Origin of the sequence: Calidithermus terrae (genome assembly GCF_003574345.1) — a bacterium.
Taxonomy (GTDB): Bacteria; Deinococcota; Deinococci; order Deinococcales; family Thermaceae; genus Calidithermus; species Calidithermus chliarophilus.
The window spans coordinates 1-12,598 of the sequence record NZ_QXDL01000120.1; the positions used below are offsets into that span (position 1 = coordinate 1).

Below are 12,598 nucleotides of genomic sequence, written 5' to 3' on the forward strand. Positions count from 1 at the left end.
GCTGGGGGCTGGGGCGGGTCAGCAGGAAGGCCAGCAGGGCCATCGCCCCCAGCAGCACGAATGTCAGGTTCCTCCATGCCATCGGACATCATCCTCGAGCAGCAGTGCCGTGAGAATCCAGTGCCTTCATCCAGCAGCATACAGGCTCGAGACCCCGGGCGTGGCGCTTCGCCCCTTCAGCACCGGCTCAGCCGTGCGACAGTCCCCCCTCAAATCCCCTCCTTACCCTGTTGGCAGTTGTACGAAAGGAGGAAAGTCATGTTGAGCAATGCTTTGCTGTTCCTGGTTATTGCCATTATCGCTGGGGTATTGGGCTTCGGCGTGATCGCGGGCACCGCCGCCACCATCGCCAAGGTGCTGTTCTTCATCTTCCTGATCCTCTTCATCGTCGGCCTGTTCACCGGGCGCCGCACCGTCTGAAGCCATGCCTGGATGAAGCCCGGCTCGAGCCGGGCTGTTTTCATTGCGGCAGGTCGAGGAAGACGAAGGCCAGCAGGGCCCCCACCAAGGCCATGCTGAGGCCCCACAGCAGCATCTGGCGGAAGAGCCTCGAGCGGTCGGCGCCCTCGGGGAGCCCGGCCATGCACAAAGCGCCCAGGGTCGAGAGCGGGCTCACGTCCACCATGTGCGAGCCGAAGTCGATGGCGATGACCGCGCGCACCAGGTCGCCCCCGCCGAGCTTCTCCAGCAACTCGGGGGCCAGCGGGACCATCAGCGGCATCACCACGCCCGAGGAGCTGCTGCCCACCGAGGCCAGGCCGCTCAGCAGGGCCAGTAGGGCGTTCACGGCGTCGGGGGAGCTGTAGCGTGCCAGCAGGGAGGTGAGCAGCTCGAGGCTGCCCAGCCGCTCGAGCAGCCCCATCAGGATGCTGATCCCCCCGATCAGCATCACCACGCTCCAGGGGAGTTGGCGCATGGACTGCTCGAGGTCGCCCAGCTTGAGCAGGGCCAGCAGCGCCGCCAGCACGAAGGCCCCGGCCACGGGCGGGACGTTGAAGACCATCACGCCCAGCACGAAGAGCCCGATGGCCCCCAGCGTCAGGCGCTGGGCGGGGTTCAGGGCCACCCGGCCCACGCTCACGCCCTCGACGGGGCGGCCCACGCGGTAGCCCCCGAAGAGGGCATAGGCCAGCAGCGCCGTCACCGACTGGATGGCGGCCACCGCCAGGAAGATGCGCACGGGTAGCCCAGGCTCCTCGAGGCCGATCCGCTGCAGCAGCGCGGCGTTGATGCCGCCGGTGACGGCCGCCGGGGAGAAGGTCCCCGCGTTGGCCCCCGTGCAGACCAGGATCGCCATCAGCGTGGGGTTGATCCCGGCCCGCGCCGCGATGCCCATCGCCACCGGGGCCAGCAGGGCCGTGGCCGCGATGTTGCCCGGCCCCAGGGCGGAAAGCGCGAAGGTGAGGAGGAAGAAGACGAGGGGGAGCACCCGGCTGTTGCCCCGGGCCAGCCGCAGCACGGCCCGCGTGATCTGGTCGAGGGTGCCGTTGGAGCGGGCGAGCTCGAACAGCAGCGCGATGCCCACCACCGTGAGCAGGAGCTGGGCGGGCAGGAAGGCGCTCACCTCGGCCACGCCCAACCCCAGCAGCCCCATCCCCAGCCCGAAGGCGACGGCCGTCGCCAGCACCCCCACGTTGAGGTCGGGGCGCACGGCCCCCAGCACGAGCACGACGATCAAAGCCAGCAGGGCGAGGAGCGCGGGCGTCACGCCTCCATGATGCCCGATCCCCGCGGCCGGAGTGTCCCCGGCTCAGAAAGATTTCAGGCCCGGCCCAGACCCCGTTCAGGGGCCCGGCGTAGGCTCAGGAGCACAGGAGGTTGGTCATGCGAATCTTCGGAGTGGTGCTCATCGTGGTGGGGCTGGCGGTCCTGGCCGTGCCCCGCATCACCTTCACCGAGCGCGAGAAGATCGTGGACTTCGGGCCGCTCGAGGTCCAGACCGAGCGCACCCGCAGCATCCCGCTTCCCGACGTGCTGGGCGGGGTGGCGGTGGCGGCCGGGGTTCTGCTGGCCCTGTTCGGTGACCGGGGCCGCCGCGCGGCGTAGCGGGGGGTGAACATGCAGGCACCGGGATGGTTTTACCGCGGCATCGGGTGGGTGCTGATCGTCGCCGGGCTGCTGCTGGTGCTGGGGGTCCAGCTCTTCGACCCCAGCCCGGCCCCCGGGCTCAGGGTGAGCCCGCCCAGCAACGACGCCACCTACCGCGTGCCCTTCCTCGAGGTCTTCGGCGGGATGTCGGTGGTCGTGGGGATCGTTTTTCTGCTGCTGGGCCGTCGCAAGCAGCCCGGGTCCTGACGCCGGCGAAGGTTTCACCCCTCACCGCCGGGCGGTGAGGGGTGTTCGTGGGGCCGGCTCTCAGGGCATCGGGTGGGCCAGGGCCAGGGCCCGCACCCGTTCGCGCAGGTCCTCGCTGGGGCCCTGGGTGAGGGCCTCGTCGATGAAGGCGGCGATGAGGGGCATCTCCTCGGCGGTGAAGTCGCGGGTGGTGATGGCCGGGGTGCCGATGCGGATGCCCGAGGTCACCCAGGGCTTCTCGGGGTCGTAGGGCACGGTGCTCTTGGAGACGGTGATGTTGACCTTGTCGAGGGTGTTGGAGGCCTTGTTGCCCTTGATGCCCTGCGGGCGCAGGTCGAGGACGAAGAGGTGGTTGTCGGTGCCGCCTGAGACCACCCGGTAGCCGCGCTCGACGAAGCTCTTGGCGAGGGCCTGGGCGTTTTCGATGATCCGGCGGGCGTAGTCCTTGAACGACGGCTGCAGCGCCTCCCAGAAGGCCACCGCCTTGGCCGCGATGACGTGCTCGAGCGGCCCCCCCTGCGTGCCGGGGAAGATCATCTTGTCGATCCTGGCGCCGATGTCGAGGTCGTTGGAGAGGATGAGGCCCGAGCGCGGCCCGCGCAGGGTCTTGTGGGTGGTGGAGGTCACCACGTGGGCGTAGGGCATGGGCGAGGGGTGCAGCCCGGCGGCCACCAGCCCGGCGATGTGGGCGATGTCGGCCATCAGGTAAGCACCCACCTCGTCGGCGATGGCGCGGAACTTCTCGAAGTCGATGACGCGGCTGTAGGCGCTGGCCCCGGCGATGATCAGCTTGGGCTTGTGCTCGAGGGCCAGCTTGCGCACCGCGTCGTAGTCGAGGTACTCGGTCTGGGGGTCCACCGGGTAGCCGATGACGCGGTAGTTGAGCCCCGAGAAGTTGACCGGCGAGCCGTGGGTGAGGTGGCCGCCCTGGTCGAGGGCCATGCCCAGCACGGTGTCGCCCTTCTCGAGCAGCGCGTAGTACACGGCGAGGTTGGCGCTGGAGCCCGAGTGCGGCTGCACGTTGGCCCACTGCGCCCCGAAGAGCTCCTTCGCGCGGTCGATGGCGAGCTGCTCGATCTGGTCGATGACCTCACAGCCGCCGTAGTAGCGCTTGCCGGGGTAGCCTTCGGCGTACTTATTGGTCAGCACGCTCCCGGTGGCCTCGCGCACGGCACGGGAGGTGAAGTTCTCGCTGGCGATGAGCTCGAGGCCCTCGCGCTGGCGGGCCTCCTCCTTGGCGATGAGGTCGAAGAGCAAGTCGTCGCGGGCGGGGTTTTCGGGCGACTTAATCACGCCAACAGTATAAGTCGATCGTCGAACGCGGGTCATGCGTCGTACGCAAAACGCCAGACGCCAAACGCCTTGGCCCTGGGCCCTAGACCCTCGACAGGCCAGGGTTGACCGCAGGCGGCTGGGAGCTTCCTAGCGCCGCAGGCGGCGGGGGCGGCGCGGGAAGTCGGGCCACATGCCGTCGGCGACGAGGTGGAGCCACTGCGAGGCGTAGTACCCTATGGCCGCCGCCCAGAGGATTTCCTGGGGCGGGACGGCGATGCGGCCTTGCAGGTTGAGCGAGACGCCCAGGTAGCGCAGCAGGCCGTCGCCGGCCCAGAACAGCGCGGTGCCCAGCAGCGCCAGGTACGCCAGGCGCGTCAAGGGGCCCACCAGCCAGGTGTGGGAGAGGCCCCGGTGCGAGAACATCAGCCCGTAGGGGACCCACAGCCACCCCAGCAGGCCCCAGCGGCCCTTGGCCCGCACGCCCTGCTCGGCCAGGTCCAGGTCCGGGGTGATGAGAAAGGTTCCTATGCAGTAGCTCGCCGCGAAGGCCAGGGCCACGGGGTCTTCGACGCCCACGGACTCCTTCATCGCCAGGTAGGCGGCGCTGCCCAGCCCTAAAACGCTGAGGTTAATCGCTTCGTGGACCCGACCCGATGGCACGAGCCCTAATATAGCGGCTCGAGGCCCGCCCGCAAGTTCACCGGCCCGCGGCGGGGCTTTGCCCTGACGGTTTAGCTCCCCGCCCAGCCCCGGCTCGAGCCCACAAGTTGCCGGCCGGATCGCCCGGTTTCGGGGGGATTTTTGTCCCTTTCCGGTTGAAAACGGTTTTTCCAACCAATTGCTTTCCAAACTACAGATTCTCAGTTTTACCCCTCTTGCCCCGCCAAGGGCAATTGCTACGAAAATCCGTTCCGAACATATTTTTCGCCCCATTTCTCGGGATGCCGGAGCCGGGCTCTCATACAAAGGGGGGGCTGTCATGGTATATTTATGGGCGTGACCGTGGTGTCTCGACTTGCCCACAACCGTGAGACAACGCTCGAGGCCACCCTACAGGCACTTTTTCTTCCCAAATCCGTCATCGCCAAGCCGTCGCTGCTCTGCAGCACCCCAGTTCCCCCGATCGCGCTTTACAACCCAGTCCTTTCGGTGCGGGCCGGTCATCTTGCCCGCGCCTGCTTTTTGGGGGAACGGCCTGTAGCGTGGGTATCACGGTAAAGCACAACCTCGCACCTGAACAGCTCTGGGTGCTCGCGAAAGGAGTCGTCGGTGAAAGAATATCGTCCTGGGGATAAGGTTGTTCTGCCGCCTTATGGCGTAGGTGTGGTATCGGGGATCGCGCAGCGGACCGTTTCGGGCAACGAACGCGATTACTACCAGGTGGACTTCCCCGGCACCCGCTCTAAAGCCTATGTGCCCGTAGAAGCTCCGCAGACCACCCGAATGCGCCCGGCGCTGGGCCCCGACGAGATCCCGCAGATCCTCCACCTCCTGCGCGAAGGCCGCCTGCCCCTGCCCCGCCAGTGGGCCGCCCGCCACCGCAAGACCACCGAGATCCTGGCCGAGGGCGACCCCCACCGCATCGCCACCCTGGCCGGTCAGCTCCGCGCCTGGGACCTCGAGAAGGGCCTCCCCGACCTCGACCGCCAGGCCTTCCGCCGCGCCATGCACCTGCTGGCCGAGGAGATCGCCCAGGTCATGGAGATCAGCCTCGACAAGGCCCGCGCCCTCTTCGAGGACGCCTGGGGCGAGGAGCTGAACTGACCCCTTCCTGACTCCGCGAAAAAGCCCCCTTCCGGGGGCTTTTTTTCGTCGCCTCCCTCCCCGGCTCAGCGCGCCGGGTCGAGCCGGATTCGGAGGGGAGCGGGGGCTCCTGAGCCGGCACCGCGGAACGCGGGTGGGCGCTCCGGCACGGTCCGCCGTTCGCGCTCGAGCCCCGACCGGGTGCCGGGCGGGGAGCGGCCGTAAAAACGCGCCCGAGGCCTTTGGCCTCGGGCTGATCTGGCTCCACGGGCAGGACTCGAACCTGCGACCAATCGGTTAACAGCCGACCGCTCTACCGACTGAGCTACCGTGGAACGTGGCTCGTCGAGCCGCGCTCAACAGAGCGAAAGCCAATATAGCAAAGGGCCTCCTTCTTGGCAAGTACGCCCGGGTCACTTTGGCCTTCAAAGCAAGCCGGTCAAGCCGGTAGACTAGGCTCCGCTCCGGGTCCATCCCGAGGAGCGCCGCGCTTATGGAAGGTCGCATCCCTCCCCACAACCTCGAGGCCGAAGCCAGCGTGCTGGGTTCGGTGCTGCTCGACAGCGAAGTCCTGGACCGGCTCGAGGGCTCCTTGAGTGCGGAGGCGTTTTACAAGGAAGGCCACCGCAAGATCTGGCTAGCCATGGAACACCTGCGCGCCCGCAACGAGCCCATCGACCTGGTGACGCTCTCCGACGAGTTGCGCACGCGCGGCGAGCTCGACGAGGTGGGCGGCCTGTCCTACCTCGTGGGGCTCTCCGAGACCACGCCCACGGCGGCCTACGCCGACTACTACGGCCGCATCGTCGCGGAGAAGTGGACCCTGCGCAAGCTCATCAACGCCGCCGGCGAGGCCATGCGCATGGCCTACGAGGAGGCGGGCAGCCTCGAGGACATCCTCGACAGCGCCGGGCGCAGGGTGCTCGAGGTCTCCCTCCAGGGCGGCAAGACCGAGTTCCAGAGCATGCGCGACCTGGTCCACGAGACCTTCGAGCACATCCAGATGCTCTACGAGAACCAGGGCCAGACCGAGGGCATCCGCTGCGGCTTCCGCGAGCTCGACTCGATGCTGGGGGGCCTGGGGCCGGGGTCGCTGAACATCATCGCCGCGCGCCCCTCGATGGGCAAGACCGCCTTCGCCCTCACCATCGCCCAGAACGTCGCGCTGCGCGAGGGGTTGGGCGTCGCCATCTTCTCGCTGGAGATGCCGGCCGTGCAGCTCGTGACGCGCATGATGTGCTCCGAGGCCCGCATCGACATGAACCGCCTGCGGCAGGGGCAGCTCACCGACCGCGACTTCTCCAGGCTCGTTGACGTGGCCGGGCGCATCTCCGAGGCCCCCATCATGATCGACGACACCCCGGACATGACGCTCATGGAGCTGCGCTCGCGCTCGCGCCGCCTGCGGGCGCAGCAGAAGCTCGGGCTCATCGTCATCGACTACCTCCAGCTCATGTCGGGCCCCAACAACGGCAAGAACGCCGGCGAGAACCGCCAGCAGGAGATCGCGCAGATCTCGCGCGGGCTGAAGAACCTCGCGCGCGAGCTCGAGGTGCCCGTCATCGCCCTCTCGCAGCTCTCGCGCGCGGTGGAGGCCCGCCCCAACAAGCGCCCCATGCTCTCCGACCTCAGGGAATCGGGCTGCCTCACCGGCGACACCCTGGTGCAGTTGGCCGACGGCTCGAGGCAGCCCATCCGTGAGCTCGTCGGGAAGAGCGGTTTCGAGGTGCTCGCGCTCGACGAGACCACCCAAAAGCTCGAGCCCGCCCGGGTGAGCCGGGCCTTCTCCACCGGCGTGAAGCCGGTGTTCGCCCTCACCACCCGGCTCGGACGCCGCATCCGTGCGACGGCCAACCACAAGTTCCTCACCGCGCGAGGCTGGAAGCGGCTGGACGAGCTGGCCGTGGGCGACTACCTGGCTCTGCCGCGTAAGCTGGCCTCCTCCCGCCAGCAAAGCCTCCGCGACGAAGAACTGGCTTTGCTGGGCCACCTGACCGGCGACGGCTGCACCCTGCCGCGTCATGCCCTGCGGTACACCACCCGCGAGCCCGACCTGGCGCAAACCGTAGCCGAGCTGGCTCGAGCGGTGTTCGGCGAAGCCATCGTCCCCAGGATCAAGCCCGAGCGCAGGTGGTTGCAGGTCTACCTGAGCGCGGCGCAACGGCTGGGACGGGGCAGGCGCAACCCGGTCGCGGCGTGGCTCGAGGCGCTGGGGGTGTGGGGCCTGCGTTCTCACGAGAAGCGGGTCCCCGAGCAGGTGTTCACCCAGCCCGCCCCCGCGATCGCCCGCTTCCTGCGGCACCTGTGGTCTACGGACGGCTGCGTCCTCCTGCGGCAGGGCAAGTCCCCCTACCCCGCCGTCTACTACGCCAGCAGCAGCGAGCGGTTGGCTCTGGACGTGCAAACCCTGCTGCTGAGCCTGGGGATCAACTCCCGGCTCAAGCGCCTGCCGCAGAAGGGCAAGGGGCGCGACCGGTTCCACGTCATCGTCAGCGGCCGCTCCAGCCTGTTGCGCTTCGCGCGCGAGGTCGGGGCTGTGGGCAGCTACAAGCGCCAGGCCCTGGCGCAGGTCGAGGCTTACCTGGAGGCCCGCCCGGAAAACACCAACCGGGACGTGATCCCGCTCGAGCTGTGGCTACACCCCGCGCGGGCCGACCTGGCGGTCTCGGGCCTTTCCCACCGGGAATTACACCGGGCCCTGAGCACGGCCTACTCGGGCACGACCCTCTTCAAGCAAAACCTGAGCCGCGAGCGCGCCCTGCGGATGGCGAAGGCCCTGGGGTCGCAAGCGCTCGAGCGCACAGCCGGCAGTGACATTTACTGGGATAAAGTGGTGTCCGTCGAGGCAGCCGGGGAGGAAGAGGTCTTCGACCTCACGGTCCCCGGCCCGCACAACTTCATCGCCAACAACATCATCGTGCACAACTCCATCGAGCAAGACGCCGACCTGGTGCTGTTCATCTACCGCGACGACTACTACAACCCCCACTCCGAGAAGGCGGGCATCGCCGAGATCATCGTGGGCAAGCAGCGCAACGGCCCCACCGGGACCGTGGACCTGCAATTCCACGCCCAGCACGTGCGCTTCAACGACCTCGCCAAGGACGAGATCTGAGCCCTTCCGGCCTTCCCGGGGAGCCTTGGCCCCGCCTGAAGGGTGCGAAAACGGCTTCCTCATGCAATTCCATGCGGGGTGACGTTTGGGCAGGCGCGAATTCCCTATGATGGGGGCGCTGTGAGAGGCTTTCGCTGGTTCGCGCTGGGCGTGGTGGGCTTGCTGCTGGTGGGCTGGGGTGGTTTCGAGCTGTACCACGCCCAGCGGATCTACCCGGGGGTGACGGCGGCGGGCGTGCCGGTGGGGGGCCTGACCCTCGAGCAGGCCACTTCCCGCGTCGGCGAGGCCACCCGCGGCCTCGAGCCCCCCGTTCTCCAGGTGCGCGCCCACACCCGCACCGTGCGGGTGACGGCCTCCGAGCTCGGCTGGCAGCCCGACCCCCGGGCTACCGCCGAGGCCGCGCTGGCCGTGGGCCGCACCGGCGACCTCGCCCGGCGCCTGGGCGACCGCTTCGAAGCCCTGCGCCACGGCATGAGCGTGCCGCTGAAGGCCAGGGTGGACCTCGGCGTGCTGCGCGCGCGGCTCGAGGCCCTCGCCAACAGCGTCAAGCAGCCCCCGCTCGACGCCAAGCTGGTGGTCGAGGGCGGGCTCTACGTGGTCGAGCCCGAGCGCCCCGGCTTCAAGTTCGACCTCTCCGCGGCCGTGGCCGCCTACGAGCAGGACCCCACCCGCACCGAGCTCGAGCTCCTCACCGTCAACCTCCCCGCCAAGGTCATCCGGGAGGACCTGCAGCCCCTGGCCGAGCAGGCCAACGCGCTGCTGCGCCCGCTGACCCTGGTGTACAACACCGGCCAGCAGGTCTTCAGCCGGGGGGTCCCCACGCGGGAAGTGGCCTCCTGGGTCAGCTTCTCCGGCGGCCAGGTGACCGCCGACCGCGCGGCCATCGCGGCCACGGTGCGCCGGGTGGCCCGCGCCCTCGACCGCGAGCCCGCCGACGCCCGCTACGTGCTGCAGGGCGATCAACTGGTGGTCAAGCCCGAACAGCCGGGCTGGAAGCTCGACGCCAAGGCCGCGGTGAGCCTGCTCGAGGCCGTCCTCTTCGACCCCCGGCGCACGGGGGTCAACCTCCCGGTCGTGCCCGCCGCGCCCAGGGTCACGGCCGCCGACCTGCCGCCGGTGGAGGAGCTGCAGCTTCTGGCCGAGGCCAGCACCTCCTTCAAGGGCTCGAGCGCCGAGCGCGTCGCCAACGTGGCCGCCGCCGCCCGCAACCTCGACGGCTACGTGGTGCCTGCGGGCGAGGAGTTCAACTTCAACCAGGCGGTCGGCGACATCAGCCCGGAGAACGGCTTCAAGGAGGCGCTGGTGATCTCGGGCGGCCGCACGGTGAAGGGCGTGGGGGGCGGGGTCTGCCAGGTCTCCACGACGGCCTTCCGCGCGCTCTACCAGGCCGGCTTGCCGGTGGTCGAGCGCAACCAGCACGCCTACCGGGTGCGCTGGTACGACCCCATCGTCGGCTACGACGCCGCCGTATACCAGCCCTACCTCAACCTGCGCATGAAGAACGACACCCCGGGCCCCCTCCTGGTGCGGGCCGTCGCCAAGGGTGGTGTCATGACCGTGCAGCTCTACGGCGTCCCCGACGGCCGCAAGGTCACGGTCTCCAAGCCCACCATCCTCTCGCGCACCCCCCACCCCCCGGCGCAGTACATCGTGGACGCCAGCCTTCGCCCCGGCCAGGTCAAGCAGGTGGACTGGGCCGTGGACGGCTACCGCACCCGCATCACCCGCACCGTGGTCAGCGCCTCCGGCGAGGTTAAGACCGACGTCCTGAACTCCAACTTCCGCCCCTGGCGCGCGGTCTACCTCGTCGGCCCCGGCACCCAGTTCGGCGGCCGGGGCGGGGCGCGGGCCTCGAGGTAGAAGCCTTCAGCAGAAGCGGGAGGCGCGCGGGGAGGGCTTATCCCCCCTAACCCCCCTTGCTAAGGGGGGAACCAGGCGTCTTGCGTCTTGCGCTTGGCGTTTGGCGTTTGGCGTACGACGTACGACGTACGACCCACACCCGACGCCCGACCCACACCCGACGCCCGACCCGCGCCCCACGCCCGGCCACCGCCCCCGACCCCACAAGAGGGCGAGGGCGAAGTGGTTCGCTCCACTTCACCCCCATAGGCTCGAGATCGACTTCGGCAGGCGTTCGTTAGACGGAAAGATGACGGCGTGAGACGACGCAATTCGTAAAGTTTTAGCCCCCGTCCCGGTGCACCCAGAACACGCTAAGCCTACCGGGCGGCGGGCAATGGGCCTGTGACATCTGACCATGGGCGGGGCGGCCCCTTGAGAAAGCGGGCGGCTCGGGTTAAGCTCGTAGGCAATATGTGGGCTTGGGGGTGGTTTTTTAGCTAGCCTGCGGGAGTTGCCACGGCACTCTCGCGGGCGGCCTCGTGCCGCCCGCCCTCTTTTCGAGCGGTAGACTGCTCGGGGCCCCGACGGAGGAGCGATGGACACAGACGCAGCACTCAGGCAGATCGAAGCGGCGCAGGGCCTCGAGGCCCTGCAAAGCCTAAAGGTGCAGTACCTGGGCAAGAACGGCCTGCTGACCCAACAGATGAAGACCCTGGGCAGCCTCTCGCCCGAGGAGCGCAAGGAGCGGGGGCGGCAGCTCAACGAGGCCAAGGGCCGGCTCGAGGCGGCGCTCGAGGCCCGCGAGGCGGCCCTGCGCGAGCGGGCGCTGCAGGAGCAGCTCGAGAAGGAGGCCCTCGACGTCTCGCTGCCGGGCTACGCCTTCCCCAGCGGCGGGCTGCACCTCATCAGCCAGATCCAGCAGGAGCTCCTGGGCATCTTCCGCAGCATGGGCCACAGCGTGGTGGAGGGGCCGGAGGTCGAGAGCGAGTTCTTCAACTTCGACGGGGTCAACATGCCCGAGTGGCACCCCGCGCGCGACATGCAGGACACCTTCTGGCTGCAAAAGCCCGAGCGCTTCACCATCCACGGGCCCTTCGGCGAGGACGTGGGCGACCTTGGCGGCGCCCTGCTGCGCACCCACACCTCGCCCATGCAGGTGCGCTACATGATCCAGCACACCCCGCCCTTCAAGATCGTGGTGCCGGGCCGGGTGTTCCGCTACGAGCAGACCGACGCCTCGCACGAGGCCATGTTCTTCCAGCTCGAGGGCCTGGTCGTGGGGCCGGACATCACCATGGCCGACCTCAAGGGCGCCATCACCGAGCTCGCCCGGGGGCTCTTCGGGGCCGAGGCCAAGGTCCGCTTCCAGCCCACCTTCTTCCCCTTCGTCGAGCCCGGGGCCCAGTTCGCCATGTGGTGGGCCGAGCGCGGGCGCTGGCTCGAGCTCGGCGGCAGCGGCATGGTGCACCCCAACGTCTTCAAGGCCGTTGACGACTACCGCGAGAAGATGGGCCTGCCCCGCGCCTACGAGGGCATGACCGGCTGGGCCTTCGGCTTCGGCATCGAGCGGCTGGCCCTGCTGCGCTACGGCATCCCGGACATCCGCTACTTCTACCAGCAGAACCGGCTCTCCTTCCTGCGGCAGTTCAGAAACTAGTCAAACGCCAAACGTCGAACGCCCAGCGCCGGAAGATTCTTCTGCGTTTAGCGTTTTGCGCCGGGCGTTCAGCGCAACCGGAGGTTGCAAATGCGAATCGTCTATAGCTGGCTCAAAGAGTTCCTGCCCGAAGCACCCGCCCCCGAGCGGCTGGAGGAATTGCTCGCCGGGCTGGGGCACGAGACCGAGGCCATCGACCACTTGCCCGAGCCCGACGCCAAAATCGTCTTCGCGAGGGTGCTGGCGGTGGAGCCCATCCCCGGCGCCGAGGTGCGCCGGCTCGTGCTCGACGCCGGGCGGGAGGTCCAGGTGGTCTCCGGGGCGCCCAACGCCCGGGCGGGCATGGGCGTGGCGCTGGCCCTGCCGGGCGCGGTGCTGCCGGGGGGCCTCGAGCTCTCCGCGCGCAAGATCCAGGGCCTGGAGTCCTACGGCATGGCCCTGTCGGCCAAGGAATTGGCGGTGGGCGAGTACGCGGGCGGGCTGATGGAGTTCCCCGGCGACGCCCTGCCCCCCGGCACGCCGCTGGCCGAGGCCTGGCCCGAGGACTGGGTGATCGAGGTCGAGATCACCCCCAACCGCGCCGACGTGCTCTCGGTGTACGGCACGGCCCGCGACCTAGCCGCTCTGGGCATGCCCCTCGTCCACCCCGACCCCCGGCCCAAGACCGCCCC

At 68.9% G+C, this 12,598-nt stretch carries 10 protein-coding genes, 1 tRNA gene and 1 pseudogene; 8 read left to right on the top strand and 4 right to left on the bottom strand.

Features of this window, described 5'->3' with window-relative positions:
- Nucleotides 1–258 precede the first annotated feature (258 nt).
- Nucleotides 259–420: a DUF1328 domain-containing protein gene (locus Mterra_RS13500; protein WP_027892272.1), complete on the top strand. Its 162-nt coding sequence runs from the start codon at nt 259–261 to the stop codon at nt 418–420.
- A 40-nt stretch (nt 421–460) separates the two neighbouring features.
- On the opposite strand, the gene Mterra_RS13505 is transcribed toward Mterra_RS13500, so the two are convergent.
- Nucleotides 461–1,708, bottom strand: a complete 1,248-nt coding sequence (locus tag Mterra_RS13505) for an SLC13 family permease (protein WP_170159667.1) — start codon at nt 1,706–1,708, stop codon at nt 461–463.
- 116 nt (nt 1,709–1,824) lie between these two features.
- On the opposite strand from Mterra_RS13505, the gene Mterra_RS13510 reads away from it, so the two are divergent.
- Both Mterra_RS13510 and Mterra_RS13515 read left to right on the top strand, forming a co-directional pair.
- A complete protein-coding gene (locus Mterra_RS13510; RefSeq protein WP_027892270.1) occupies nt 1,825–2,046 on the top strand; it encodes a hypothetical protein in 222 nt (73 codons plus the stop codon).
- 12 nt (nt 2,047–2,058) lie between these two features.
- Nucleotides 2,059–2,295 (top strand): hypothetical protein, encoded by a 237-nt coding sequence (locus tag Mterra_RS13515; protein WP_147372784.1) that lies wholly within the window; start codon nt 2,059–2,061, stop codon nt 2,293–2,295.
- 60 nt (nt 2,296–2,355) lie between these two features.
- On the opposite strand, the gene glyA is transcribed toward Mterra_RS13515, so the two are convergent.
- Both glyA and Mterra_RS13525 read right to left on the bottom strand, forming a co-directional pair.
- Nucleotides 2,356–3,588, bottom strand: a complete 1,233-nt coding sequence (gene glyA / locus Mterra_RS13520) for a serine hydroxymethyltransferase (RefSeq protein WP_119315657.1) — start codon at nt 3,586–3,588, stop codon at nt 2,356–2,358.
- A gap of 129 nt (nt 3,589–3,717) precedes the next feature.
- The gene (locus tag Mterra_RS13525; RefSeq protein WP_119315658.1) at nt 3,718–4,230 is read right to left on the bottom strand and encodes a metal-binding protein; all 513 of its coding nucleotides are present in this window, start codon (nt 4,228–4,230) and stop codon (nt 3,718–3,720) included.
- Nucleotides 4,231–4,839: 609 nt separating this feature from the next.
- On the opposite strand from Mterra_RS13525, the gene Mterra_RS13530 reads away from it, so the two are divergent.
- Nucleotides 4,840–5,334 carry a CarD family transcriptional regulator gene (locus Mterra_RS13530; RefSeq protein ID WP_027892206.1) on the top strand — a complete coding sequence of 165 codons (495 nt, stop codon included), beginning with the start codon at nt 4,840–4,842 and terminating at the stop codon, nt 5,332–5,334.
- 238 nt (nt 5,335–5,572) lie between these two features.
- On the opposite strand, the gene Mterra_RS13535 is transcribed toward Mterra_RS13530, so the two are convergent.
- A tRNA-Asn gene (locus Mterra_RS13535) sits at nt 5,573–5,648 on the bottom strand.
- 158 nt (nt 5,649–5,806) lie between these two features.
- On the opposite strand from Mterra_RS13535, the gene Mterra_RS13540 reads away from it, so the two are divergent.
- The 4 genes and pseudogenes from Mterra_RS13540 to Mterra_RS13560 form a co-directional block, all read left to right on the top strand.
- Complete coding sequence (locus Mterra_RS13540) at nt 5,807–8,428, top strand: replicative DNA helicase (RefSeq protein WP_119315659.1); 2,622 nt, start codon at nt 5,807–5,809, stop codon at nt 8,426–8,428.
- A 120-nt stretch (nt 8,429–8,548) separates the two neighbouring features.
- Nucleotides 8,549–10,288, top strand: a complete 1,740-nt coding sequence (locus tag Mterra_RS13545) for a VanW family protein (RefSeq protein WP_119315660.1) — start codon at nt 8,549–8,551, stop codon at nt 10,286–10,288.
- Between the two features lie 577 nt (nt 10,289–10,865).
- Nucleotides 10,866–11,927: a phenylalanine--tRNA ligase subunit alpha gene (gene pheS, locus Mterra_RS13555; protein ID WP_119315662.1), complete on the top strand. Its 1,062-nt coding sequence runs from the start codon at nt 10,866–10,868 to the stop codon at nt 11,925–11,927.
- Between the two features lie 90 nt (nt 11,928–12,017).
- Nucleotides 12,018–12,598, top strand: a pseudogene (locus Mterra_RS13560) (phenylalanine--tRNA ligase subunit beta); the annotation flags it as partial.

Excerpts from the sequence above, each read along its gene's own strand:
- pheS (WP_119315662.1), top strand. The coding sequence starts at position 10,866 with ATGGACACAGACGCAGCACTCAGGCAGATCGAAGCGGCGCAGGGCCTC.
- Mterra_RS13515 (WP_147372784.1), top strand. The coding sequence starts at position 2,059 with ATGCAGGCACCGGGATGGTTTTACCGCGGCATCGGGTGGGTGCTGATC.
- Mterra_RS13540 (WP_119315659.1), top strand. The coding sequence starts at position 5,807 with ATGGAAGGTCGCATCCCTCCCCACAACCTCGAGGCCGAAGCCAGCGTG.
- Mterra_RS13510 (WP_027892270.1), top strand. The coding sequence starts at position 1,825 with ATGCGAATCTTCGGAGTGGTGCTCATCGTGGTGGGGCTGGCGGTCCTG.
- Mterra_RS13500 (WP_027892272.1), top strand. The coding sequence starts at position 259 with ATGTTGAGCAATGCTTTGCTGTTCCTGGTTATTGCCATTATCGCTGGG.